Genomic DNA, 26,548 nt, shown 5'->3' on the forward strand with positions numbered 1-26,548 from the left:
CTTCGACAAACCCTTTCCTCCTTTATTCCCGTACCTGTCCGCTACCATAAACCACAAACTTTGAAGTGGTCAACTCTCGAAGACCCATGGGACCACGGGCATGAAGTTTCTGAGTACTGATTCCAATTTCTGCCCCCATCCCAAACTCTCCTCCATCAGTAAAGCGGGTTGAAGCATTGACATACACTGCAGCCGCGTCCACTTCCTCCAAAAACTTCCGAGCCGTAGTATAGTCCTCGGTAACAATGGCTTCAGAATGCCGAGAACCATATTGATTAATATGGGCTATTGCTTCCTCCACATTCCGAACCACTCGAACCGCAATGATTAAGTCGAGATATTCAGTACACCAGTCTTCCTCCGTGGCTTCCAAAACCTGAGGAAGGAGCTGGCAGGTTCTCGGACAACCCCTTATTTCCACTCCCTTTTCCTGCAAAACCTTTCCAATCCGGGGGAGAAATTGAGAAGCGACATCCTGATGCACAAGAAGGGTTTCACAGGCATTACACACACTGGGACGCTGTGTCTTGGCATTGACCACGATTCGCTCAGCCATGACGAGGTCCGCGCGAGCATCCACATAGACATGGCAATTTCCAACTCCAGTTTCAATCACTGGTACCCGGGAATTTTCCACCACGGCTTTGATTAATTCTCCTCCTCCTCGTGGAATCACCACATCCACATATTCCCGGAGCGATAAAAGTGCGATGACCTCCTCATGGGTACCACTATCAAGAATTTGCACCGCGTCTTCTGGCAACCCACACGTTCGTAACACCGCTCGAGCTTCTTCAACCAGAAAGAAATTTGAGTTAAGCGTGGAACTGCTTCCTCGCAAAATCAGAGCATTACCCGATTTGATGCCCAACCCAACGCTATCAATAGTCACATTCGGTCTTGCCTCGTAGATAATTGCTACAACACCCAAGGGAACCCTGACTCGAGTGACAAGTAACCCATTTGGTCTTTTCGTTCCTTCAAGTACCTCTCCCACTGGGTCCGGTAGTCCTGCGATTTGCCTCAAACCCATTGCCATCTCCTTTATTCGCTTTTGGTTCAGTTCCAAGCGATCCAGAAGGGCTTTCTTCATACCCGAAGCAATTGCCTTTTCAAGGTCCATACGGTTCATACGAATAATTTCCTGCTCATTTTTTTCCAATCTCTCGGCAAGAGTATATAAAAAAGTATTTTTCAAACCGGTTGGCACGTTCATCAACAACAAAGATGCTCTTTTTGCTTTTTCTCCAACCTGGCGTACCTTTTCAATCACATTCTACCCCTCCGTTTCCATCATCAAGAAGTACCAGATTATCAATATGAACGACTTCCTCTTCGGAACTCCGTTCGCCCAGTACTCTTTCTACTTCATTGGTGTGGAGTCCAAGAATTCGTTGCAATTCTTCCGCAGAATAATTAACAATTCCTCGAGCAATCACCCTTCCTTTATTCCCAGTAATTTCCACACAATCACCAACTTCGAAATCACCGTACACTGCTTGAACACCAGCCGGCAAAAGACTCTTTTTTTCGTGCAGCGCCCTTTCTGCTCCTTTATCAATGGCAATCTTTCCTCGAGGAAGCATCCCAAAAGCGATCCAGCGCTTTTTGCTTTTTAGGGACTTTTCCCGAGGATAAAAAAAGGTACCCACTTCCTCGCCACGATAAATACGTGGCAAAATGGAAAAATCTTTTCCTGAAGCGATAACCACCCCAATCCCAGAAAGCACAGCCATCTTTGCCGCCATAATCTTACTCCGCATTCCCCCAATCGCGATGCCAGAACCGGTATCTCCAGCCATTTTTTCAATTTCCTGATCGATGACCTTCACTTCCTTTACCAGAGAAGAAGAACCATCAAGGCGGGGATCAGAAGTAAAAAGACCTTCCACATCAGACAAGATGACCAAGAGTTCGGCCCCCCATAAAGATCCAACCAGAGCAGAGAGGCGATCGTTATCACCAAATTTGATTTCTGCCACTGCTACCGTGTCATTTTCATTCACAATGGGAAGCACGTCAAGGTCAAGCAATACCTGCAGAGTATTTCTGGCATTGAGATATTTGGTCCGATGATGGACATCTTCAGGAGCCAAGAGGACCTGAGCCACTTTTATTCCAAACTCAGCAAAGACCTGGCAATAACGCTGCATCAAAACCCCCTGTCCGATAGCAGCCATAGCCTGCTTAAAAGGAATGTCGTTTATCCTCTGAGTGATCCCCATGACACTCATTCCACAGGCCACCGCACCCGAAGAAACCAGAACAACCTTTTTCCCTCGTTCGCGCAGAAATGCAATATTACAAGCCAAATCGCTCAAACGATTCATATCGAGCTGGAAATCACGCACAAGGAGTGAAGAGCCAACCTTTATGACGATTCGCTCACTTTTTGCTATCAACTCTTTCCGCTTCATTGTCTTGCTTCAATCGTAACCCTTTTCCATCCCAAACAAAAATCCATTCCCCAACCTCGATTTCACTTTCGGGTTTTATCATCCGGAAATACCGTAAAAATCCAGATTCCCGTAACCGAAAATTTAGGAAACCCTCATCGCGAACCCGTTCAGGACCAATTTCTTCCATGAATCGTACAAGATACTGAGAATTGAAACGGTACAGCAGCCGCTTCCTCGTTTTTCTTTCTGTTACTCCCGTACCAACCTCAATTTTTGGTTCCTCTTTCAATGTCCCCAATTTAGCAAGGACCATATCCAGAAGTTCAGGAATTCCTTCACCAGTTACCGCAGATATGGCTATTCCCTCCAAGTGATTTTGAGTCATGATGGCACGGAATTGTTCCCAGTTTTCTTTAGCACCAGTTACGTCGAGTTTGGTCCCCACCAAAAGAAACGGCTTCTCTACCAGCGCATGGCTATACTGAGCAAACTCTCGGCGCAGTATGGAAAAACTGTCCCAGGGGGAATTTTCCGAGAGGTCAACAAGACACAAAAGGAGCTTCACTCGTTCAACATGCCGGAGAAAATCAAGCCCCAAGCCAGCTCCCTGGCTTGCCCCCTCAATGATGCCAGGGATATCAATCATAACAAATTTTTCCTCCCCATGGGTAACGACTCCCAAGGTGGGAGAAAGAGTTGAAAAGGGAAAAGGAGCAATACGAGGTTTTGCATCGCTCACCACTGAGAGCAAGGTGGATTTCCCCGCATTGGGTAACCCCGTCAAACCCACATCAGCAATAAGCTTCAACTCTAAGAGAATTTCTCGGACTTCCCCTTCTTCACCTCGTTCAGCAACTCGAGGAGCACGATTCAAAGAAGAAGCAAAAAAAATATTTCCCCTTCCCCCTTTGCCTCCCCGAGCCACCAGTACTTCCATTTCTGCATAAACCAAGTCAGCCAGAAGTTCTTTGGTTTTAAAGTCAAAAACCTGAGTACCAACCGGTACCTCGATTACCACATCTTTCCCCCTGGCACCACTTTTGTTTTTTCCCCCACCATTCTCTCCTGAAGAAGCCTGATAAAAGGGGTGTAAAGAAAGATCGTAAAGCGTCTTTTTTTGAGTGGAAGCTCGCAAAAAGACATTTCCTCCATCCCCCCCTTTCCCTCCGTCCGGTCCCCCGTAGGGAACAAACTTCTCCCGGCGAAAATGGATTGCTCCGTCTCCTCCCTTCCCTCCCTGAACCTTGATTATAACCCGGTCAATAAACATGAACCCTAAGATGCCTGAGGCACTTCAGAATAGACTGAAACCCGCCTGCGGTCTTTTTTAGTTTCAAACACCACATAACCGTCCCGCAAAGCAAAGAGGGTATAATCCTTACCGACACCCACGTTATCTCCGGGCTTTAGGCGGGTACCCCGTTGACGCACCAAAATGCTCCCAGCTCGAACGAACTGCCCGCTAAAAACCTTGACTCCCAAATATTTAGGATTGCTGTCCCGCCCATTACGAGCACTACCACCACTCTTTTTATGCGCCACCGAAATCACCTCACTCTTCCACTTCGATTTTCTCAATCTTCACCAAAGAAATTGCCTGACGATGCCCTATCTTTCGCCTATAGTTTACTTTAGGCTTATACTTAAAAACCAGGGTTTTTCTTCCTCTTTTTAACTGTACCACTGTACCCTGGACCTTTGACCCTTTTACATACGGTTTCCCCACCAGGATTTTTCCCCCATCTCGTAAAAGAAGAACCTGTTCAAAAATAACTTCGTCTCCTCTTTGACCCACCCAGGAATCGAGTGCAAGGAGTTTGCCTTCCTCAACCGGATACTGTTTGCCATTCGCTTCGATAATCGCAAACACCAAATTCACCTCCCGAAATAGAACGCTAAAGAATTTAACATAGAACCCTTTATTTCGTCAAATCCTACCTATCCTATCCTTTCGATTCTTTCCTTCACCTCTTCTCCACCGACCCCAGCGATAGCGTACCGGCGAGGAGGAAGATTTCCATCTATCTTCCAAACAATCTTTTTCCCGTACAGCTTCTCAATGTTTTCCAAAACCCCATACGCTTCTTCATTGAGATATGCACCAAGTTCCTGTCCCACAGTAAAACCAACCACAGCCGAAGAAGCATGACCACAAATTTCTTCAATCTTCCGCAGAAGATTAATGGCGATAGTCTCGAGTGAGGGCACTCGCCCCTCCCCATCACAACAACCGCACGGCTCACGCAATAGCGAATCCAGGCTTTTACGGACCCTTTTACGGGTCATTTCCACCAGCCCCAGCTCACTCATATCAATGACCGTACATCGAGTCCGATCATAGGAAAGAGCCATTTCCAGTGTTTTGACCACTTGCTTGCGATGCTCTTTACGTCCCATGTCGATGAAATCAATGAGAATAATTCCACCGATATCCCGTAAGCGCACCTGTCGCGCAATTTCTTCAGCAGCTTCAAGGTTCGTTTTGAGAATCGTCTCTTGAAGGTCTTTTTTCCCTACGAATTTTCCTGTATTCACGTCGATAACCGTCATGGCTTCAGTCCGGTCAAACACGAGATACCCTCCACTTTTAAGCCACACTTTTCGGCTGAGTGCCCGTTCCAGCTCTCGTTCCAGGCCAAAGTGCGCAAAAATATTTTCTCGATTATCGAACCACTTTACCCGATTCACCAAGTTGGGAACAATCGAACCCACAAAATCCCGAAGCTTCTGATAACCAAAAAACGAGTTGATCCAGATACTGTCAATCTCCTCACCCATCAAGTCTCTAACCAGGGTATACACCAAACTCGCTTCCTCATAAAGCAGAGCTGGAGAGGCGATAATTTCAGCCTTATGCACAATACGGCTCCATAGCCGAACCAGAGCTTCGATGTCCTCTTTGATTTCTTCAGCCGTTCTCCCTTCAGCTGCAGTCCTTACAATGATCCCGGTCTTTGCTGGCTTCAGCCTTTCTACCAGTTTTCTCAATCTTTCCCGCTCCTCAGTCGAAGCAATACGGTGTGACAATCCCATAGTATCCATACCGGGCATCAACACCACATACCGACCTGGTAACGCCACCTTGGTTGTGACCCTTGCTCCTTTCGTACCCATCGGTTCCTTGGCAACCTGGACAATAATTTCCTCTCCAGGCCGAAACAAATCCTCAATCCTCCCCTTACCCTTCTCATCTAAAAGGGCATCACCAATGAAGAGAAAGGCATTTTTATCAAGACCAATGTTTACAAAAGCAGACTGAATTCCAGGTAATACGTTTTCTACTGTCCCCTTGTAAACGTTTCCCGCCAAACGGGATTCGTTGAAACGCTCGAAAAAAAACTCGACCACTTTACCATCCTCTAAAAGAGCGGCTCGAATCTCGACCTCCGACATATCGATGACGATTTCCTTTTTCAACATGAAAACCTCCGTTCACCCTCCTACCTAAACAGAACCCTTTCCTTGATTATTTTATCTGGAAGTGGATAATCATAGTTCTCTTCCAAGAACGAGGAAAATTTCAAAGGGCTAAAAAAAACTTTTGTATCCTGAAAGAGGAACCATACCCAGAGAGAATGTTCCTTTTGATACACATTTTGTATTTCTATACCTTCGGGAAGTAAAACACGATCCCAGGAAGAAACTCCGTATAAAGAAAATGCGTAAACGATACCTTTTATTTCCTGCGTCAGAGAAAGTCTCGGTTGCTCAAGCATGATTACTTCCTCGACACGTAATTCCTCGGGAAGGTACCGATTCAGTTCCTCCTGCAATCGGAGACAGGAAATCTCTTCCCCCAAGAATATCTCCAGATACTCTGCCCTACTCTCCACACCTAGAGGCGTTGCCGGACCAAAAGAAATGAGAGGCCGAGGGTTAAACCCCTGCGAATAAAGAATCGGAATCCCGGACCTCCTTAGGGTTCGATCCCACAACCGGGCGATATCCAGCTGGGAAATAAGATGAAAAGGACTCATTTTTCTCTGCTTTATTCGGTAACGAAACTGGATCACGATAAACAGACCCCACAGCGAGAGCAATCAACCCCATCCTGGCAGAAAGGAGTATATTGCGCTCTCTTCGCCTTTTCATATTCATTCCATAAAAATTCCCTACTCACACCACAGTCAATAAAATCCCAGGGAAACGATGTAGCAAAAGGAAATACTTGATAAATGTATTCATCCAGAGAAAGACCCTCTTTTTTCAGTGCCATAAGCCATCTTTCGAAAGAAAAGAATTCCGTCCAGCCCTCCATAACGCCCCCACTCCGGTACACTCGTTCAATAACCTTACTCAACCGTCGATCACCTCTTGCTAACAGTGCTTCGATGGAACTCGTTTCAAAGCTCGACCAGTTAAAACGGACTCTTTTCCCCAGATTCCGTAACTGTGCAGAAAGCGTACGCATTTTTTCTTCCAGACGTTCCCGCCTCTCCTGAGGAACCCACTGAAAAGGAGTATGAGGTTTGGGAATGAATGCCGCAATACTCAGGTGCACAGCAATCTGTTTTTGGTTTTTCTTTCCCACTGTTAGAATTTCCTTAACCAACCTGACGATACCATCCACATCTTCTTCTTTTTCTTCGGGGAGACCAATCATAAAGTACAACTTTACATCCTGCCAGCCGGAAGAAAAAACCTTCTCCATAGTCAAAAGAATTTCCTGGTCAGTCAAATTTTTGTTAATCACCCGCCGTAACCGCTCTGTCCCGGCTTCGGGAGCAAATGTTAATCCACTTTTCCTCACCCGCTGCAGACTCTTGGCAAGTTCCACTGAAAAGGTATTCATCCGCAAAGAAGGAAGCGAGATATTGACCCGCAACGGTAAAAGCATAAGTGACAAATCTCTGATGAGTACTTCAATCTGGCTATAATCGGTACTGCTCAAAGAAACGAGCGATACTTCCTCATATCCTGTATTTTTCACTAAAGACATGGTAAGGTCCCGAACCTTCTCCGGAGAGCGTTCTCGATGGGGCCGATAAATCACCCCCGCCTGACAGAAACGACAACCTCGGGTACAGCCTCGAGCAATCTCCACCGGAATGCGGTCATGAACAATGCTTACATACGGAACCACAATCGCAGTAGGGTACGGAGCGCTATCAAGGTCTTTAACCCAACGTCTCTGTACCATTTGGTGAGAATCACTTTCCTGTAACGCTTGTCCTAGAAACCGGGGTGAAAAAAGAGACGGCACATACACTCCTTCAATTTTTGCCAACTGAGCAAGAACCTCTTCTTTTTTCCTGCCCTTTGTAGCCACAAGCACGTCCACAATCTCCAACAAACCCTCTTCGGCTTCTCCCAAGAAAAAAAAGTCAAAAAATGGTGCCACCGGTTCCGGATTAAAAACACACGGTCCGCCTCCCATTACCAGAGGGAAACGTTCGTCTCGCTCCCAGGCGTAGAGAGGAATACCAGCTAAATCTAGCATATAGAGAACATTGGTGTAATTCAGCTCATGCTGCAAACTGAAACCCAAAAGGTCGAAAGAAACAATCGGTAATTTGCTCTCCAGAGAGTAAAGAGGGATGTTTTTGCGACGCATCAACGCACCCATGTCCGGCCAGGGAGCAAAAACCCTTTCGGCTCGAATTCCAGGAAGGAGATTTAAAAGATGATAGAGAATTTTCATTCCCACATGGGACATTCCAATTTCATACGTATCAGGAAAAGCCAATGCCACTGATAGCCGAATCGGCCCTAACTTCACCACCGCGTTGATTTCTCTTCCGATGTACCTTCCAGGTTTTACCACAGAATAAATTTCCCGGCTATTGATCAGAGTGTCCAAATTTCCGTTTTTCAACCTCTCTCCTTTTCGAATTGGCAATATTATATAACAACCCCACCATAATCAGATTCACAAGGAGTGCGCTCCCCCCGTAACTAACAAAAGGAAGAGGGATGCCTGTAACTGGCATAACGCCCATATTCATTCCTGCATTGACAAAAAACTGAAAGCCAAAAACCAAACCAGTAAGTGCAGCAAAAACTTTTCCTTCCAAATCCAGAGCATTGCGTGCAATCCTCATTGACAACCAAACGAGTACCCCCATAAGAAGAAGAATAAGGGCTCCCCCTAGAAAACCTGTTTGTTCGCAAAAAGAAGCAAAAATAAAGTCGGTATGCCGGGCAGGAAGAAAGCGGAGTTGACTCTGTTTCCCCGAAAGCCATCCCTGACCAGTTAAACCCCCAGCACCGATGGCAATCTGTGACTGGAGAACGTTATAACCACTCCCCAAGGGATCTTTCCAAGGATTCAAAAAAGCCATGACCCTTCTCTTTTGATACTCCTTCAAAAATAACCACCCTGATGAACCCAAAGCCGCTAACCCTCCCAATACAATCCCCATTTTTTTCCCACCAAAACCACAGACAAAAAGAGCCCCCAACCAAGTTACGAGAAGCACCATGGAAGTCCCAAGATCCGGTTCCACAAACACCAGGGCCACGGGCACAATAGAGAGCACACCACTTTTCAGCAATAAAGGATAAGAGTCAAAATCCTCCTTGCTTTCACTCATGTAAAAGCCAAGGAAAAGAATCAGAAATAACTTTGCAAACTCAGCAGGTTGTACAGACTGAGAAAAAAGCCACCTTCGAGCACCAGTTTCATCACCCGTGCCAAAAAGGAGCACTCCTACCAAAGAAAGGCACATAAGCAGGTAAAATAGCCAACCGCCTCTGGCAAGAAGACGGTAGTCAAGAAAGGCAAAAAACAAAAAAATAGACCAGCCAACAATATTCCAGATAATCTGTCGTCCGAAGAAACTCCTCGTTCCCCATCCCTCCGTCCGTACGGGATCCACGCTGTATACCGCCAAAATACCCAAAAGACAAAGCGCAACCACAACCACAACCAAAATTCTATCTTCTCCCACGCTCAACACCTCTTTTTTCCAGAAACCAATGAATCAGGTCTCTCGCCATACGAGCTGCCTCTCCACTTCCATCTCCTCCATTTTCAACAAACACCAAAAAAACAACTTCAGGGTCTTCCGCCGGAAAAAATCCTCCAAACCACGAATGGTCCTTCCCATGAGGATTTTGGGCTGTACCAGTTTTGGCTGCGAGTTTCACCGGAATATCCCGACAAGCATATCCGGTACCCTGGGTAACCACTCTTTTCATCCCATTCACAAGGAGATTCCAGGTACTTTCCTTTATTTTAATTTCCCGTTCGAGAACGGCCTTCTGTTCTCTGATCAATTTACCCTTACCGTCCAGAATCCCCTTGAGGAGATGTGGCTTATATATCTTACCCCTTGTAGCAATACCACATAACAGGCGATAGATTTCAAAAGGAGTCACCAAGAGATATCCCTGACCTATAGAAAGATTCAGTGTGTCTCCCGGATACCAGATTTCCCTTTTGGTTTGTCTTTTCCAATTTGGGGTTGGAAGAAATCCCTCTTTGATACCGGGCAGGTCAAAATCAGTCTTCACCCCCAAACCAAACTTCTGAGCATAACTGACTATTTTTTCTGGACCCAGCTTCAGAGCCAGATTGTAGAAAAAAACATTACAGGAATGAGCAATTGCCTTTTCTACGTTGACTGTTCCATGACCAGCCCGATTCCAGCAATAATAATGTTTACCACTATACTCCAGAAATCCCGGACAGAAAAAAGTGGTCTGAGCAGAAATAACTCCCTCTTCTAAGCCAGCAATGGCCACGAGCAATTTAAAAATGGAACCCGGAGCGTATGTCGCCTGTATGGCGCGATTCGTAAAGGGTCTTGCTTCGTCCTGAGCGAGCTCTGTCCATTTCTCGGTGCTCAGTCCTTCTACAAGGTCGTTGGGATTAAAACCAGGCTTGCTGACCAAAACAAGAATCTCACCAGTCAAAGGTTTACCAACAATGATCGCCCCTCGATGATTGCCCAGTAACTTGTAACAGTATTCCTGAAAATCCCGATCTAGAGTTAAAACGATAGAATTCTCAAACCTGGCAGGATGGTTAGCGAGAACCTTTCTCACCTGACCCAAAGCATCAACCTCGACTCGACGATAACCTTTTCTCCCCCGCAACAAATCTTCGTAAAATAATTCTATCCCTCCTTTACCAACTCTGTCCCACACTTCATATCCCAAGGGTCCCAGAGATTTAAACTCTTCAGAAGTTATCTTTCCTACATATCCCACAACGTGAGAAAACACCTGAGAAACAGGATAGAATCGATGGGGATAGCTTTCTACCATTACCCCGGGAAGCTCTTCCTGAGCTTCCTCAATTTTAATAACTTCTTCCAGAGACAAATTTTCCAGGAGGATAATTTCTCCAGGAGCGATTTCCCGAAATTCTGAAGCAAGTTTTCGCTGTAGAACTTTCTCCACCTTGTTCCTGGCTTCGTCGATTTGCATGCTCCCTTCCAGAAGCACGAGCCGGAAGCGAGGGAGGTCTTCCGCCAGAATTTTTCCGTTACAGTCGTAAACATTTCCCCGAAGCGCCTGCAGAGGAATCACTCTAATCCAGTTTCGCTCCGAACGTTCTCTGTACCAGTCTCCCTGCAAAACACTCAGATACCAGAGTCGTACAAAGAGAACCATGAGGAGCACAAATGAAACCCATCCTAAAATTCCAATGCGATGATATATCCTCTCTGCACTTTCCTTATCCCACATTGCGGTTCCCCTCCCCCCAGCACCAGAACAAAAAAAAGAATGCATTGGTGGGAATACTCAGGGTTTTGATCAGAATGAGTTCCCAGAAAGGCACATAGAGTCCTCGCACATACATGGAAACAGACTCTTCAACGAGAAGTTCTACAAAAGGAGCAAGCACAAAAAGAGAAAAAAGCGATGTTGGGGTTTCGGCAAAAATGTGTCTCCAGAGGGTAACAAGAAGCAGTATGACACCCGTCAAAAAAAAGAAATAACCAAAAGGTGCAAAAGAAAAAAAATCCATAACCACACCCAGCCCCGAAAATGCTACCATTCCCCACCAGGGATTTCCGCGAACCCAAACCAGGAACACCGCCAGAGAGAAAAACAGGTTTAAACGAAGAAAGGCTGGAGAAAAACGAGCCAAAAAAACGTATATCATAAATTGTGCAACAAAAAGAAGAAAAAAATGAGGATAAAAAAATCGAAAATTTTCTGTCTCTTCATGCGGCACTTTTAATCACCAGCACCCGATCTAAAATTGAAAAATCACAACTTGGTTGCAGGATTGCTTCCTTAAACAAGCTTCCCTCTTCTTCCCTCACTTCCACTATTCTGCCCACCACAATTCCCCGGGGAGTTCCAGGACCTAAACCTGAAGTGACCACCAGGTCACCTCTCTGCAAGCTGGAAGCGCGGTAGATATACTTAATAACACAGAGACCATTACCATCGCCAACAGCAACTCCCAGATCCTTTGTTCGCTGTACCAGAACCCCTACGGCCAAAAAGGGGCTTAAAAGAAGTCGAACCACCGAATATGAATCATAGACTGCTTCAATTTTGCCAACCATCCCCTGGTATGTCACCACTATCATACCTTTTGCAACCCCATCCTTTTCTCCCCGATCGATTACTGCTTTCCCCAACCAATCATAAGGGTCTCTTCCAATAACCTGGGCAGGGACTACTTCAAAACCAACCTCCTTTTCGAGTCTGCTGGCCTCTATTTCCATGCGCAACTTTTCCAACTCTCCTCGCAAAAGCGCATTTTCACTCGAGAAAACCCCCAGTTCTTCCCTTAATCGCTCATTCTCTTCGATCAACCGCCTCTTATCTCTTAACTCAGCCATTCTTCTTTCAACCATTTTTCCCAGAAATACACCACCCCGATAGAATGGTACTGCAATCCCCCGCAGTCTTCCCCCTAAACCCTCATCTGGTTTCCGCAAAGCAAAAAGGAGTACCTGGAAACCGATTGCCACTAAAACCACGAGAAAAACAGTCTTCTTGAACTTCAAGGTTGCACCTCTTCTTCGGACAGGGAAACAAAGTTCTTTTTCATACTTCCCAAAGCGAATAATTCTCCTTTTGCATCAATGGTGAGAACAGCCACATCTCCAAATTGCTCCTGCACCAGCAAAAGAGCCTCATGACCACCAGCCAAGATGGCCGTGGAAAGCACATCCGCTAAAACTCCACTTGGTGCAACAACGGTAACACTTCGAAAGTCATCTTCCGGATAACCAGTGAAAGGATTGATCACGTGATGATACCGAACCCCACCTCGTTCAAAAAATCGAAAATAATCACCCGACGTGGAAACTGATCCATTTTCAATTATAATATATCCTGCTAACTTACCGGTAACTGGGTTAAAGATACCCACCTTCCACTCCGCACCAAAACCGAAGACTTGCCCCCCAGCATTAATCAGCGCCTTAGGTACCCCTTTACCTTTTAACAGCGAAATCAGGGTATCCACCACATACCCTTTGGCAATCCCTCCAAGATCCAGTTGGCCCTTGCCCCGTAGAGAAACTCTTTGCCCTTCAATAATAAGATCACTCTTTACAATTTCCTGTACCACTTCTTGTACCTCCTCTTTTTCTGGAACCCGAGGACTGCCAGAGAACCCCCACAGGTCAAGAATTGGAGCAATCAAAGGACAAAAAAAACCCCCTGTATCCCGAGAAAGTCGTACGGCTTTCTCCAAAATATCCAACGTATCGGCATCCACCTCACAGGATTTCGTATGGTTTATCTTCCATACTACGCTTTCCGGAGAAAACCGGTTCCAGAGGTAATCAAAATGGGTGATGGTACGTTCAATATCCTTTTTTAAGGAAGAATACCGGTGAGGAAGAGTAACCTCAATTATGGTATCAAGGCCAAAAAAGGTATAATGATCCATAGTCATCCCTGCAGAGCGATAAAAAAAAGCCGTGACCAGGAAAAACGCTAAAAAAACAAAAAAATAAATAATCGTTCTCTTTTTCAATTGCAAAAATAAAGGCTGGTCTGACAAAATTGACAACGTTTCCCCTTTAAGCCGACAACGTTTACTTGGTAACCACTTCGCTTGACCAAAAGCCTTCCACAGGAGGGGCAAAAAGTAGAACTCCTTTCGGTATCATGAACATTCCCTAAATATACGAAATGAAGCTTTCTTTTAGCCACCGCAAAGGCCCTTTCCAGCACCGAGAGCGAAGTAGGAGGGGAATCGAAACGGTATGCCGGAAAACAACGGGAAAAATGAAGAGGAATAGAAGGAGAGAGCCGGGCAATCCAGTCCACCAGCCTCTCTACCAGTTCCAGCTGATCATTCAAAGACGGAACAAGGAGATTGGTGATTTCCACATGCACACCGGCATGAAAAGCCATTTCAATGGTCGAAAGCACCACAGAAAGTTTTCCTCCACAGTAACGCTGATAGAATATTTCATCCATAGACTTCAAATCAATATTAGCAGCATCAATAAGAGGCAAGAGTTCCTGGAGGGGTTCTTTTTCAATGTACCCATTGGTTACCAGAACATTTTTGATTTTTTTCTCCCGAGCCAAAAAAGCGGTGTCATAAACGAACTCCCAGGAAACGAGCGGCTCATTATAGGTATAGGCAATGCCCACAGAACCTTTATTTATGGCCATTCCCACGAGTTCTTCCCCAGACACATCCTGTAAAGGAAAATCTTGAAAACTCGCTTGAGAAATATGCCAGTTCTGGCAGAAGATACAGCGCAGATTGCACCCCACACTCCCTATGGAGAGAATATTGGAACCAGGATAGAAATGATAAAGTGGTTTCTTCTCCACTGGGTCCAAGGCTAGCGCAGCAATTTTCCCGTAAGTCTGAGCATAGAGAATTCCACCCTGATTTTGCCGTACCCGGCAAATTCCAACCTGGTCTTCCGCAAGAAGACAGTGATGGGGACAAAGCAGACACTGAACTTGGTTCGTTTTTTCAATCCTTTCCCAAAATCTGGCTTTTCGCACCGCTATCCACTCTTTTCTTCCGTGAATCGTTCCACTGTAAAACGGTATATGATTACCGGTTCGCGAGGCCTGATCCCGGCTTTCCCCGTCGCAATGCGGAGCTGTTCCTCCACCGTATCAACCCCCTCAAGGTCCGGCAGAAGCAATCCTCTTTTCCAACCACTTTCCACGAGCACCCCATATTTCCGAGGATCAAGCGATCTCGTATCGTGTACCAATTCCAGGGGAGAAAGCACATCGACCGAAATGGTGATTTCCGGCAACTCTGAATGTTGCACCGGTGGAAAGCGGGGGTCAGAAAACGCAGCACTCACAGCGTTATAGATAATTTCCTGAGCCAAATTTTCCCTTTGAGGGAGAAACGTACCAATACACCCACGAAGCGATTTTCCTTTCTTGAGAGAGACAAATACACCACTCTTCATGCTCAAAAGCGTTGGAGAAAGAGAAGACGGCACAGAAAGATAATCGCCCGTCTTAAGATAATACTCAATAGCCCCACGAGCCAAAGAAATAATCTCCTGAGCTATACTTTTCCAATCCCTCTCGCTACTCAAGCGCTGTATCCCCCTGATTTTTCAGGTACCTTCGACCAATAACCACCGCTTGCCAATCGTCATACGGACGACGGGGAAACAGGAAAGAAAGTGGTAGAATTTTTCTCCAAAAAGAAGGAAAAGACTCCTTAAAGTAAAGTTCTCGAGCTTCTTCAGAACTATACCGTTCGTCCACGAGCATTATTTCCAAACCCAATTCTTGGAGGATTTTAATAATCCGTTCTTTACCAGTACTTGCCCCCAGCACCGCTTTTTGGAAAGAAAATCGAGACCGAAGCCCTTCAATTTCCCGCTGGAAACCGGTAACACTCACAATCCCCATCCACTTTATTTTTCCTTCTTCAGAAAGAACCGCCATACCTACTTTTTCTTTTCCCGGATCAACGGCCAAAAAAAACTGCGTTTTTTTCATAGTCCAAAGCCCCCCTTCCTTGGAAGGGGGGCACTCCTCTTACTTACATTTTCTCGCGAAGTACATAATGAGTGTGCAGGAGGTGATGGGCCTTCTCACCGTTCGGTTCACCCAAAAACTCTTCATACAGCTTTTTGATCGCCGGATTTTCGTGCGATTTCCGCATCGGAAGATTTTTATCGACTTCATAAATTGCTGCTATCCTTTTCATTCTGATTTCAAGATCCGTGGGAATGGGTTGTCCACCACCACCAATACAACCACCTGGACAGGCCATAATTTCAATAAAATGGTATTTGCTTTGACCAGCTTTAACCTGGTCAAGAAGCCGACGGGCATTCCCCAGACCATGGGCTACCGCAACATTCACTTCCATCCCGTTAATCTCCAGAGAAGCTTCTTTCACACCGTCAAGACCACGCACCTGGTAAAAATCGAGTTTCTCCAAGGTTTTCCCGGTTAAGATTTCGTAAACAGACCGCAAGGCTGCTTCCATGACCCCACCTGTAGCACCAAAAACAGCTGCCGCACCAGTGGAAATCCCCAGCGGATCATCGAAATCCTCTTCCGGCATCTCTTCCAGTCGAATTCCTTTTTCCTTCAACATCCTGGCTGCCTCTCGAGTAGTCAGCGAGAAATCCACATCCTGATAACCACTGGCACACATCTCATCCCGCTGACATTCAAACTTCTTTGCTGTGCACGGCATGATGGAAACCACCACCATATCTTTGGGGTCAATCCCTATCTTTTGAGCATAGTAAGTCTTGGTTACTGCTCCGAACATTTGTTGTGGTGATTTACAAGTGGAAACATGCTCCATCAATTCCGGATAAAAGTGTTCCATAAACTTAATCCACCCTGGGCTACAGGAGGTGATCAAGGGCAATTTGCCACCTTTTTTCACCCGACCAATGAATTCATGACCCTCCTCAATAATCGTTAAGTCGGCAGTAAAGTTTGTGTCAAAAACCCGATCAAATCCTAAACGACGGAAGGCAGCTACCATTTTCCCGGTGGTAATGGTTCCTGCAGGAAGACCAAAAGGCTCGCCAATGCTGACTCGAACCGCGGGAGCGGTTTGCAAAACCACAAATTTACTGGGATCTTCAATGGCATCCCAGACCATCTCCACGTGACTCACTTCCGATAGTGCCCCGGTTGGGCAGGCCAGGATGCATTGACCACAGTTAATACAGACACTTTCCCCCAAAGGAAGACCAAGGGAAGGGCTGATAAAGGTATCAAAACCCCTTTCAGCAAAATCGATAGCACATACACTCTGAACTTCTCGACAGGTTCTCACACATCGACCACAAAGAATACATCGGTTGGCATCTCTTTTCACCGAGGGGCTGCTCAAATCCACATCATAGATTTTGCGCTCTCCTTGGAAACGGATTTCGCGCACACCAAGCTCGTACGCCAATTCCTGCAATTCACAGAATCCATTCCGGTCACACAGCTGACAATCAAGGGGGTGATTGGAGAGCAAAAGCTCAAGGTTCGTCTTTCTAGCCTCTCGAACTGCTTTCGAAGACAATCTGATTTTCATGCCTTCTCTGACCGGGGTAACACAGGAAGCCACCAGGTTTGGCTGACCCTCTACCTCCACCACACAGATCCGACACCCCCCCCAAGGGCTCAATCCTTCCATATAGCAGAGTGTTGGTACATGAAAACCTTCCATTCGGCAGGCTTCAAGAATCGTAATTCCTTCGGGAACCCTCGCTTCCTTCCCATCAAGATAAATCGTGACTAATCTCGCTTTTTCCTGCACCTTTTCCATTTCTTTTAGTGTCTTAGCCATTTTCCCTCACTCCTTAGCTAACTTTTTCAAGAAACGTCTCTAACGAACTGTCCGCCGGGAAGACTTCAACTGGCAAACCCCCGCTGGACAAAACTTCTCTTTCACATGAACTTCAAATTCTTCCCGGAAAAATTCCAGACACCGCAACAGTGGATTGGGCGCAGCCTGTCCCAAACCACAGAACGCGGTCATTTTCATATTTCTTCCAAGGTGTCGGAGTTCTTCTAAATGACCGACTGTCCCTTTGCCTTCGCTAATTTTTTCCAGAATTTCCACAATGCGCTTATTGCCAATACGGCAAGGGGTACATTTCCCACAAGATTCATGCAGGAAGAATTCTCCGAAACTCTTCACCACATCCACAATACAGTGGGTATCGTCAATCACCGTCAGTGCCCCAGAACCAAGAGCAGAGTTGTACTTGGGAAGCGTATCGAAGGTCATCGGCACATCGAGGAGATCCGGAGTCATAGTTCCACCAGAGGGACCCCCAGTCTGAACCAGTTTTAAGCCATGACCACCCCGCACACCGCCTCCAATTTCAAATACCAGTTCTCGCAATGTAATACCCATAGGTACTTCAATCAATCCCAGATTGTTGACATTCCCAGTAAGGGTGAAGACCTTAGTACCCGGACAGGTAGGAGTTCCAATACTTTTGAACCACTCCGGTCCTCGCACAATGATGGGAGGGATGTTAGCCAGAGTTTCAACGTTATCAATAACCGTCGGCTTCCCCCAGAGACCTTTTTGGGGTGGGTAGGGAGGCTTTACTCGGGGTTCTCCTCGCTTTCCTTCGATGGACTCAAGAAGAGCTGTCTCCTCACCACAAACATAGGCGCCAGCTCCTTTGCGAATCTTCACCCGGAAGGAAAACTGGCTTCCTAAAATGTTTTCTCCCAGAAAACCGTACTCTTCCGCCTGCCTGATTGCTTCTTCCAAATGCCGGATACTTTGGGGATACTCAGCCCTCACATAAATGTATCCTTCCCGAGCTCCTACGCTGTATCCAGCAATGGCCATCGCTTCAAGAATTGAATGTGGATCCCCCTCCAGAATCAATCGATCCTTAAACGTACCCGGTTCTCCCTCATCGGCATTACACACCACGTATTTTTCTTTCCCTTCCGCCTTATATGTAAATTCCCACTTAAGACCAGTAGGGAACCCAGCACCACCTCGACCCAGGAGATTCGATCGCTTGACCACCTCAATAACCTCTTCCGGGGTCATCTCGGTGAGGACCTTAGCCAGAGCCATATACCCATCTCGGGCAATGTAATCCTCGATGTTTAGGGGATCAATAAGACCACTGTTTCGCAACACCACTCGAGTTTCCTTAGCCAAAGGGAACGGGCATACGAACTCAGTTGTACCGCTTTCCATTCCCCCACAGACCATGAGATCTTTGACAATTCTCCCCTTTAAGAGGTGCTCTTCGACCACCCGACGAACATCCTGCACCCGCAATGGCGCGTACACCACGTTGTCCGGATAAATCACCACAAAAGGAGAAGGTAAGGCGGCTCCGAAACTCCCAGTTTCCAGAACCTTGACCTCTTTTCCTAAACCCGCTTTCTCGATTTCCTTTTCGAATGCTTCCTTTACTTGGGCCGCTCCAAAAGCGACCGAAGAGCTGGTCATCTCTACTAATACATGGGCACGATAAAACATGGTATAACCCCCTCACCGTCTGTAGAGAGCTAAAATCTCTCTCACTCTCTCATCGTTCAGATTACCATACGTGACATCGTTAATCATCATCGCCGGCGCAACACCGCACACTCCCAGGCAACTCGTCACTTCTAAGGTAAACTTTCCGTCTTTACTGGTCTCGCCCTCCTTGAGGCCCAATTCTCGCTTGAGTACCTGTAACACATTGAAGGCCCCTTGAACATGGCAGGGGGTACTCTTACACACTCTGATGACATACTCTCCTACTGGATTGGTCTCAAGAAACGAGTAAAATGTTGCTACTCCATACACCGTACTTGAAGGAATGTCCATTTTCTTTGCGATGTACCCCAAAACATTCCGCGGAAGGTAGTGAAACTTTTCCTGCACTTCCTGCAAAATACTGAGCAGAGGCGTCGCTTCTCCTTTATATTTCTCTATAATTTCTTCGATATCCCGATATAAATTCTCTTCCATCATTCAGTTCCCTCCTCAACAAGGACAGGCTCCTCCTGTTTCTTGAGAATTTTCTCTAGATCACATCGCAGACAACGCTCAGCTTCGTACCGAACATCATCTTCACTCAAACAAATCTTCACTTCAGAGAAATTACAAATTCGCTCACGAACTGGAACCTCAGAAACCTGCACCCGAGGCATTTCTTTAACGACTGGCGGTTCCTCAATGATTCGGGGTTGCTCCGGCTGAATCACGGTTCCTAACTCCTCCTGTTTTTGTGCTCGGAGATACTGGTGAATGCTAAAAGCAGCCTTCTTCCCCAGAGACATCGCATAAACCACGGTCGCCTCTCCACCAATGGCATCTCCTCCAGCAAACACTTTCGGGAGCGAAGAAGCCAGAGTATAAGGACTTACAGCAATATTTCCCTGATAATCCAATTGCAACCCCTGTGCAAATCCCTCCAAATCTGGTTTTTGCCCAATGGCCACCGCAACCATGTCACACTCTAAGAATAACTCTCCTCCCTCGATGGGAATAGGTTTCCGCCTTCCACTTCGGTCAAATTCTCCTAAACGCATGCGCTGTAAACGTAAACCCTTTACTTTGCCATCTTCTCCCACCACTTCAAGAGGTGCCATCAGGAAGTGGAAAATAATTCCTTCTTTTTCGGCGTCGTCGATTTCTTCAGGAATCGCTGGCATTTCACCTCTTGTACGGCGATACACCACATTCACTTCAAGAGCCCCCATACGAAGAAGGGTTCTTGCTGCATCCATAGCGGCGTTCCCCCCACCCACGACTACCGCCTTTCGAGGTACATTGATGGTTCCACCTAAGTTAATGTGTCGTAAAAATTCAAGCGCTGGAATGACACCTTCCAAGTTCTCTCCAGGAATACCAAGTGGTAAACTCTTCCATGCACCAATACCCAGAAATACCGCGTCAAACTTCTCTTGAAGCTCTGCAAGGGTAAAATCACGACCTAAGGCCTTGTTACACTCAATCTTCACACCCATAGCTTGAATCTGTTTCAGATCGTATTCCAGAGCTTCTCGAGGCAGACGATATGCAGGAATACCAGCCGCAAGCATCCCCCCAGCTACCGGAAGTGCTTCAAAAACAGTTACCGAGTATCCGAACCGGGCCAAATAGTAAGCACAGGTCAAGCCAGCAGGACCAGAACCAACTACAGCTACTGACTCATCACGCTTTCTCTCCATCACTATCGGGAGGGCAATTTTGTTCCGTCGCGCATAGTCAGCCACAAAGCGCTTAATATCATCAATTGCCACCGGTTCATCCAGTTGTCCTCTTCGACATTTGCTCTCGCAGGGCCGGTGACACACTCGACCACACACAGATGGGAGAGGGTTATCTTCCCTAATAACCCGGAGAGCCCCAATATAATCACCGTTCTTGACTAAAGAAACATATGCTGGAATATCAATACCCAAAGGACAGGCATGCTGGCAAGGAGCCTGGAACATCGCTCGACAAACCACCGCCGGGCACTTCTGTTCCCGAATGTGCGCTTCATACTCCTCACGGAAATAACGCAAAGTACTCAAAACCGGGTTTGGTGCAGTTTGCCCTAAACCACAAAGCGCACTGGCTTTAATCTGTTTGGCCAGGTCTTCCAGAAGCTCAATATCACCTTCCTTGCCCTCACCAGTCACAATACGATTCAAAATCTCCAGCATTCTTTTAGTACCAATACGACAGGGGGTACACTTTCCACAAGATTCATCCTGAACAAACTCCAAAAAGAAACGGGCAAGGTCCACCATGCAGGTGTCCTCATCCATTACAATGAGACCACCCGAACCCATGATGGCTCCAAGTTCCTTGAGTGAATCATAATCAATCTTTACATTCAGGTACTGGATCGGGATGCACCCTCCAGAGGGACCACCGATTTGAACTGCTTTCAGCCGTTTCCCACCCCGGACTCCTCCGCCCAGGTCATAGATGATCTCCCCTAAACTGATACCCATCGGCACTTCTACAAGACCGGTATTGTTCACATCACCTGCCAGGGCAAACACTTTGGTTCCCTTGCTCTTTTCAGTTCCAATGCTACTGAACCACTCTGCACCGTGCAAAATAACGGGGGGAATGTTGGCGTATGTTTCAACATTATTAATCACCGTTGGCTTTTCCCAAAGACCACTCTGGGCAGGAAAAGGAGGTTTGGGGCGAGGCATACCACGTTTCCCTTCTATGGAAGCAATGAGCGCAGTTTCTTCTCCACAGACAAAAGCTCCTGCTCCAATGCGAATTTCGATATCGAAATCAAAACCCAAACCCATGATATTTTTACCCAGAAGACCGTACTCCCGCGCTTGCTCGATGGCATGATGCAATCGTTCCACTGCCAGGGGGTATTCAGCGCGTACATAGATATATCCTTGTTTTGCACCAATAGCATATCCAGCAATAGCCATTGCTTCCAGAACTGAATGTGGATCCCCCTCCAGAATGCTCCGGTCCATAAACGCACCTGGATCACCCTCATCAGCGTTACAAATTACGAATTTTTCCATCCCCTCGGAACGGCGGGTAAATTCCCACTTAAGACCAGTCGGGAACCCGGCTCCTCCCCGACCCCGTAAGCCTGACCTCTTAATTTCCTCGATAACCTCTTCTGGGGTCATCTCGGTGAGGACCTTAGCCAGAGCCATATACCCATCTCGGGCAATGTAATCCTCGATATTCAGGGGATCAATAAAGCCGCTGTTGCGGAGTGCAATCTTCACCTGTTTCTCAAAGAAAGGGATTTCCCGTAAAAACTTCTTCCGCTCCTCAGTAGGAGGTTGGTATAGCAGGCGCTCAACCACCCTCCCTTTCAAAAGGTGTTCCTCAACTACGGTAGATGCATCTTCAGGTGTCAACTTCTGATAAAATACACCCTCGGGATAGATAATGGCCAGTGGTCCAAGGTTACAGGGACCTACGCAACCAGTCTCTATCAAACGGATTTCAGACTCAAGTCCGTGCTTCTGTATTTCTCGTTCCAGAGCTTCTTTAACTTTTAAAGCTCCAGAAGAAATACAGGCAGCGCCGGCACAGAGTAAAATCTGACTCCTTTCTATTTCAGCCATGACCCCACCCCCCTACTATGACCGTCTCTCTGCGTGGACCACCCAGTCGCCAACAATTTGTCCGTTAACCAGGTGCGACGCTACAATCTGACGAACCTTCTCAGCAGTCAAATCACCATAGAGAACTTTTTCATCACCCTTCTCTATTCCTACCAGAGGTTCCCGATCGCAGAGCCCAATACAGCCGGCCTGGGTTACCAAGACATTGGCCAGGTTTCTTTTGGCAATCTCATCGAGAAGCGCTGCCATAACCTGTCGAGCACCTGCGGCAATTCCACAGGTACCCATATACACCGTGACCTTATACTCAGACTGCCCTTCCCGAAGCATTGCTTTTTTCTTGGCTTCTTCTCTAATTTTTTTCAAATCTTCAATGCTTTCAATTCTCATGAGAAGTTCCCTCCCGTAATTGATCTTCTTGACTTTGAAACCACTCCCTCAGATGGGGGTACATCAAACGCACTTCATTCTCATCCATTCCCGATACCAATTCTTTACTGTTAAAAGACCACCCCCGCCCATCAACCAGATGTTGCAAATCCCATTCAATCTCGGGATGAGATACAATAAGAAGTGCCATGGTTTCGGGAATATTCCCTAAAGGAGGCAGATCAATGTGGGTTCGTGGCACTATTGCCTTCACCAAGGTCCCCTGACCCTGTTTGGAAGATATTTCTATCTTTCCCCCGCACTGCTCCACAACCTGAGCAAAAAGCGGCACTCCCAGCCCCACCTTCTTTTTTTGTCCCGAAAAAAAGGGATCCTGAATTTTTTGCAGCGTTTTTTCATCCATTCCTTCCCCATTGTCCTGAACGATGATTTCCAAAAGGTTTTCTGAAATCCGTTCAACGATAGAAAGTACAATCTTACTGGCCCGAGCCCGGACGGAATTCTCTACTAAATCCAAAAGGTGGAGCGCAAGCTCCTTCATGTCAGGCGTAACTCTTCACAATGTCCATAATCTGTGAAGGACTCACCCTTTTATGGACATCGTTGTCAATCCTTACCACCGGTGCCAACCCACAAGCTCCAGCACATCGCATGACCTCGAGAGAATACAGGCCATCGCTTGTAATCGAACCAATATCCACCTCAAGATCTTTCCTCAACCTGTCCAGTATGGCCTGTCCTCCCCGAACATAGCAGGCCGTTCCTAAGCAGACCTGAATCACGTGTTTACCCCGCGGCTTCATGGAGAAAAAATGATAAAAGGTAACCACCCCGTATATTTCGCTGAGGGGAATATCCAGAACTTGAGCTACTCTCTTCAATGTCGCCCGCGGAAGGTAACCTAAAACATTCTGAACAGCGTGCAAAACCTGAATAAGCGCTCCCTTTTTTCCTGCATACTCTCGAAAAATCCTTTCCAGGGCTTCTTCTTGCTGGGGAGAAATGCTTTCTTCGGTGACTGCTTGAAACATTACCCATCTCCTCCCAAAAGATATATTTTTACAAGTATTATAAACCATCGATCCCAGTAACTCAACGAAGAAGCCCGGAATAAATTAAACAGTTTTATTAACGGATAGGAGATTCTTCCCTCACTACCCGACGAAAGGCGATTTTTTCTCCTTCAAAGTATACCTCGATGCAATCTCCTGCCTGGAAAGTTCCTTTAATGAGTTCTCCGGAAAGCGGGCTTTCAATTTCTCGCTGAATGAGCCTTTTCAAAGGCCGTGCACCAAAATCGGGGTCATACCCTCTTTCTGCTAGATACTCCCTCACCTCTTCACTCAGGACAATGTCCATGCGCTGCTCGTTTAATCTGTTTCGTAAGCGTGCGACGAAAAGGTCGACAATCTTTTTAATCTCTTCTTGACCCAGAGGAAGGAAAACGATAATTTCATCAATCCGGTTAATAAACTCTGGCTTGAGATGAAGCTGGACTTCTTCTAAAACTTTTCTTTTTGCCCTTTCAACCTCCTCCTTATCCTGAGGCGTAACGCCACGGAAATAACGACTCCCAAGATTTGAAGTCATAATGATAACGGTATTTTTAAAGTCCACCGTTCGCCCCTGCCCGTCTGTCAGACGACCGTCATCCAGAACCTGAAGCAGGATGTTGAAAACATCGGGATGCGCTTTTTCAATTTCATCGAACAGAATTACCTGATACGGCCTTCTTCGCACTACTTCGGTCAACTGCCCTCCCTCCTCATATCCTACGTATCCGGGGGGCGCGCCGATGAGACGAGACACAGAGTGTTTCTCCATGTACTCTGACATATCAATCCGCAAAATGGCATCCTCGTCACCAAAAAGGAATTCAGCCAGAGATTTGGCAAGCTCCGTTTTGCCTACCCCGGTCGGGCCTAAGAAAAGAAACGAACCAATGGGCCGCTTACCTTCACCAATACCGGCTCGAGAACGACGAATGGCTTCCGAAACGGCGTGAACTGCCTCCTCCTGGTTGATGAGTCGACGATGGAGTTCTTCCTCCATGCGGAGGAGTTTCTCCCTCTCCTCTCCCAAAAGCTTCGTAACTGGAATACCCGTCCAGTGAGAGACAACCTCGGCGATGTCTTCCCCAGTTACCACTTCGCTGATTTTTCTCTGACGCATCCATTGCTCTTTTTCTTCCTGATATTTCTTTTGCAGGGTTTCCGCTTCATCGCGAAGCAGTGCTGCTTTTTCATATTGCTGGGCCTGGACCGCAGCCATTCCTTCCTTGGCTAACTCCTGAAGCCTTCTTTCCATCTCCCGAAGCTCAAGAGGAACGCTCTCCACTTCCATCCGTTTCTTGCTGGCCGCCTCGTCCATGAGATCGATAGCCTTGTCGGGAAGAAAACGATCTGTAATATATTTACTCGATAATTCACAGGCTGCCTGAATCGCTTCATCGCTAATTTTCACCCGGTGATGTGCTTCATACTTATCCCGTAAGCCATGCAAAATTTCCTGTGTCTCCTGAACGGTCGGTTCATTCACAAAAACCGGTTGAAACCGCCTTTCCAAAGCCGGGTCCTTCTCAATATACTTCCGGTACTCATCAAGGGTGGTCGCACCAATACAGCGCAGTTCCCCCCGAGCCAAAGCTGGCTTCAGAAGGTTCGCTGCATCAATAGCTCCCTCAGCTGCCCCGGCACCAACCACAGTATGCAACTCATCGATAAAGAGAATGACCTGTCCTGCGGATTTCTGTACCTCCTCCAAGACCGCCTTCAATCGCTCCTCGAACTCTCCTCGAAATTTGGCACCCGCCAAAATTGCTCCCATATCCAGAGCCACAAGCTTCTTGTTTTTCAAATTTTCCGGCACCTCACCCTGAACAATCCTCTGTGCCAGACCCTCAACAATAGCTGTTTTACCAACCCCGGGATCCCCAATAAGTACCGGATTATTTTTGGTCCGGCGGCTCAGAATCTGAATGACCCTTCGAATTTCTGTATCCCGCCCAATGACCGGGTCAAGTTTCCCTTCCCTGGCAATCTTAGTGAGATCCCTTCCGTACTTCTCCAGAGCCATGTATTTTCCTTCAGCGTAAGGATCATCGACTCTCCTCTGTCCCCGGATTTCTTGTAGAGCCCGGTACACTTTCTCCACATCGATACCAAACGAACGTAAAATCCGATAACTTGCTCCATCTTCTTCCCGCACAATGGCAATAAAAAGGTGCTCCACTCCAACATAGGTATCTTTTAGCCTCTTGGCTTCCTCTTCAGCACCATCCAGGACTGACTTTGCCCGAGGAGTAAGATAAATCTGGATTTCCTGCGTCCCCTGATAGTAGACTTGAGGAAATCGCTTTAGGGCTTTTTCCAGCTCTCCTTTGACCACATCAGGACTCACCCCACAGCGACTCAGAATCTGAGAAGCCAGACCCTCCGGTTGACGCAAAAGAGCCAAAAGCAAATGTTCCACATCCAGCTGGTTATGATGGTACTCTATGATAATATCCTGAGCCAGAGAGACAGCCTCCTTGGCTTTTTCGGTAAATTGTTCAAATTTCATCTTTTTTCTCCTCCTGATGTAAAAGAGCCCTATTTTCCACTCGAAGTGCCTCGAGTTGCTCAGTCAATTTAAAAATCACTTCCACCCCCGCCAGGTTGACTCCCATGTCTTGCGTCAAAGTCTTAATTTTGATCACCGTCTCTATGTCTTCCCGTTTATACAATCGCATACCACCTTTACCACGCTCAGGCTTTAAAAGTCCAGCTTTTTCATAATAACGTAGAGTCTGCGGGTGGATTTTCGTCATTTCAGAAACCATCCTGATGGTAAAGTACTCTTTTTTACTTTCCATA

General features: G+C 46.7%; 25 protein-coding genes. All 25 read right to left on the reverse strand.

All coding sequences use genetic code 11. The features are described 5' to 3' along the window. Positions 1-22: 22 nt before the first annotated feature. The 25 genes from ABDK92_01930 to ABDK92_02050 all read right to left on the reverse strand — a co-directional run bounded on the left by ABDK92_01930 (position 23) and on the right by ABDK92_02050 (position 26,547). Positions 23-1,270, reverse strand: a complete 1,248-nt coding sequence (locus tag ABDK92_01930) for a glutamate-5-semialdehyde dehydrogenase (GenBank protein ID MEN3185382.1) — start codon at positions 1,268-1,270, stop codon at positions 23-25. After that, positions 1,266-2,417 (reverse strand): glutamate 5-kinase, encoded by a 1,152-nt coding sequence (gene proB / locus ABDK92_01935; GenBank protein ID MEN3185383.1) that lies wholly within the window; start codon positions 2,415-2,417, stop codon positions 1,266-1,268. Before proB ends, ABDK92_01930 begins: the two co-directional genes overlap by 5 nt. Then, positions 2,386-3,669: a GTPase ObgE gene (gene obgE / locus ABDK92_01940; GenBank protein ID MEN3185384.1), complete on the reverse strand. Its 1,284-nt coding sequence runs from the start codon at positions 3,667-3,669 to the stop codon at positions 2,386-2,388. Before obgE ends, proB begins: the two co-directional genes overlap by 32 nt. 5 nt (positions 3,670-3,674) lie before the next feature. Then, positions 3,675-3,941: a 50S ribosomal protein L27 gene (gene rpmA, locus ABDK92_01945; protein MEN3185385.1), complete on the reverse strand. Its 267-nt coding sequence runs from the start codon at positions 3,939-3,941 to the stop codon at positions 3,675-3,677. A 10-nt stretch (positions 3,942-3,951) separates the two neighbouring features. Next, entirely contained in the window at positions 3,952-4,269 is a 318-nt protein-coding gene (rplU, locus tag ABDK92_01950) for a 50S ribosomal protein L21 (GenBank protein ID MEN3185386.1), read from the reverse strand. A gap of 68 nt (positions 4,270-4,337) precedes the next feature. Then, on the reverse strand, positions 4,338-5,819 hold the full coding sequence (locus tag ABDK92_01955) for an Rne/Rng family ribonuclease (protein MEN3185387.1): 1,482 nt from the start codon (positions 5,817-5,819) through the stop codon (positions 4,338-4,340). 20 nt (positions 5,820-5,839) lie between these two features. Then, complete coding sequence (locus ABDK92_01960; GenBank protein MEN3185388.1) at positions 5,840-6,439, reverse strand: TIGR03936 family radical SAM-associated protein; 600 nt, start codon at positions 6,437-6,439, stop codon at positions 5,840-5,842. Then, positions 6,409-8,214: a TIGR03960 family B12-binding radical SAM protein gene (locus tag ABDK92_01965; GenBank protein MEN3185389.1), complete on the reverse strand. Its 1,806-nt coding sequence runs from the start codon at positions 8,212-8,214 to the stop codon at positions 6,409-6,411. The genes ABDK92_01960 and ABDK92_01965 overlap by 31 nt, the downstream gene beginning before the upstream one ends. Further along, complete coding sequence (gene rodA / locus ABDK92_01970) at positions 8,180-9,289, reverse strand: rod shape-determining protein RodA (protein MEN3185390.1); 1,110 nt, start codon at positions 9,287-9,289, stop codon at positions 8,180-8,182. Before rodA ends, ABDK92_01965 begins: the two co-directional genes overlap by 35 nt. Then, positions 9,276-11,033 carry a penicillin-binding protein 2 gene (mrdA, locus tag ABDK92_01975; GenBank protein MEN3185391.1) on the reverse strand — a complete coding sequence of 586 codons (1,758 nt, stop codon included), beginning with the start codon at positions 11,031-11,033 and terminating at the stop codon, positions 9,276-9,278. The genes rodA and mrdA overlap by 14 nt, the downstream gene beginning before the upstream one ends. After that, the gene (locus ABDK92_01980) at positions 11,023-11,454 is read right to left on the reverse strand and encodes a hypothetical protein (GenBank protein ID MEN3185392.1); all 432 of its coding nucleotides are present in this window, start codon (positions 11,452-11,454) and stop codon (positions 11,023-11,025) included. The genes mrdA and ABDK92_01980 overlap by 11 nt, the downstream gene beginning before the upstream one ends. 61 nt (positions 11,455-11,515) lie before the next feature. Then, complete coding sequence (mreC, locus tag ABDK92_01985; GenBank protein MEN3185393.1) at positions 11,516-12,313, reverse strand: rod shape-determining protein MreC; 798 nt, start codon at positions 12,311-12,313, stop codon at positions 11,516-11,518. Beyond that, on the reverse strand, positions 12,310-13,206 hold the full coding sequence (locus ABDK92_01990; GenBank protein ID MEN3185394.1) for an FAD:protein FMN transferase: 897 nt from the start codon (positions 13,204-13,206) through the stop codon (positions 12,310-12,312). Before ABDK92_01990 ends, mreC begins: the two co-directional genes overlap by 4 nt. 83 nt (positions 13,207-13,289) lie before the next feature. Continuing rightward, complete coding sequence (gene amrS / locus ABDK92_01995) at positions 13,290-14,288, reverse strand: AmmeMemoRadiSam system radical SAM enzyme (GenBank protein MEN3185395.1); 999 nt, start codon at positions 14,286-14,288, stop codon at positions 13,290-13,292. 2 nt (positions 14,289-14,290) lie between these two features. Beyond that, a complete protein-coding gene (amrA, locus tag ABDK92_02000; GenBank protein MEN3185396.1) occupies positions 14,291-14,845 on the reverse strand; it encodes an AmmeMemoRadiSam system protein A in 555 nt (184 codons plus the stop codon). Beyond that, positions 14,838-15,257, reverse strand: coding sequence for a hypothetical protein (locus ABDK92_02005; protein MEN3185397.1), 420 nt, complete (start codon positions 15,255-15,257; stop codon positions 14,838-14,840). The genes amrA and ABDK92_02005 overlap by 8 nt, the downstream gene beginning before the upstream one ends. A gap of 43 nt (positions 15,258-15,300) precedes the next feature. Further along, positions 15,301-17,067 (reverse strand): NADH-dependent [FeFe] hydrogenase, group A6, encoded by a 1,767-nt coding sequence (locus ABDK92_02010; GenBank protein MEN3185398.1) that lies wholly within the window; start codon positions 17,065-17,067, stop codon positions 15,301-15,303. Positions 17,068-17,106: 39 nt separating this feature from the next. Further along, positions 17,107-18,741, reverse strand: a complete 1,635-nt coding sequence (nuoF, locus tag ABDK92_02015; GenBank protein MEN3185399.1) for an NADH-quinone oxidoreductase subunit NuoF — start codon at positions 18,739-18,741, stop codon at positions 17,107-17,109. 12 nt (positions 18,742-18,753) lie between these two features. Beyond that, complete coding sequence (gene nuoE, locus ABDK92_02020) at positions 18,754-19,221, reverse strand: NADH-quinone oxidoreductase subunit NuoE (GenBank protein ID MEN3185400.1); 468 nt, start codon at positions 19,219-19,221, stop codon at positions 18,754-18,756. After that, a complete protein-coding gene (nuoF, locus tag ABDK92_02025; protein ID MEN3185401.1) occupies positions 19,218-22,304 on the reverse strand; it encodes an NADH-quinone oxidoreductase subunit NuoF in 3,087 nt (1,028 codons plus the stop codon). The genes nuoE (ABDK92_02020) and nuoF (ABDK92_02025) overlap by 4 nt, the downstream gene beginning before the upstream one ends. A 15-nt stretch (positions 22,305-22,319) precedes the next feature. Further along, positions 22,320-22,694: a (2Fe-2S) ferredoxin domain-containing protein gene (locus tag ABDK92_02030; GenBank protein ID MEN3185402.1), complete on the reverse strand. Its 375-nt coding sequence runs from the start codon at positions 22,692-22,694 to the stop codon at positions 22,320-22,322. Next, the gene (locus tag ABDK92_02035; GenBank protein MEN3185403.1) at positions 22,684-23,235 is read right to left on the reverse strand and encodes an ATP-binding protein; all 552 of its coding nucleotides are present in this window, start codon (positions 23,233-23,235) and stop codon (positions 22,684-22,686) included. The genes ABDK92_02030 and ABDK92_02035 overlap by 11 nt, the downstream gene beginning before the upstream one ends. 1 nt (position 23,236) lies before the next feature. Next, a complete protein-coding gene (gene nuoE, locus ABDK92_02040) occupies positions 23,237-23,725 on the reverse strand; it encodes an NADH-quinone oxidoreductase subunit NuoE (protein ID MEN3185404.1) in 489 nt (162 codons plus the stop codon). A 97-nt stretch (positions 23,726-23,822) separates the two neighbouring features. Then, positions 23,823-26,255: an AAA family ATPase gene (locus tag ABDK92_02045; GenBank protein MEN3185405.1), complete on the reverse strand. Its 2,433-nt coding sequence runs from the start codon at positions 26,253-26,255 to the stop codon at positions 23,823-23,825. Then, positions 26,245-26,547: a MerR family transcriptional regulator gene (locus ABDK92_02050; GenBank protein ID MEN3185406.1), complete on the reverse strand. Its 303-nt coding sequence runs from the start codon at positions 26,545-26,547 to the stop codon at positions 26,245-26,247. The genes ABDK92_02045 and ABDK92_02050 overlap by 11 nt, the downstream gene beginning before the upstream one ends. Between the last annotated feature and the right edge of the window lies 1 nt (position 26,548).

The organism is Atribacterota bacterium (assembly GCA_039638595.1).
Classification (GTDB): domain Bacteria; phylum Atribacterota; class Atribacteria; order Atribacterales; family Caldatribacteriaceae; genus Profundicultor; species Profundicultor thermophilus.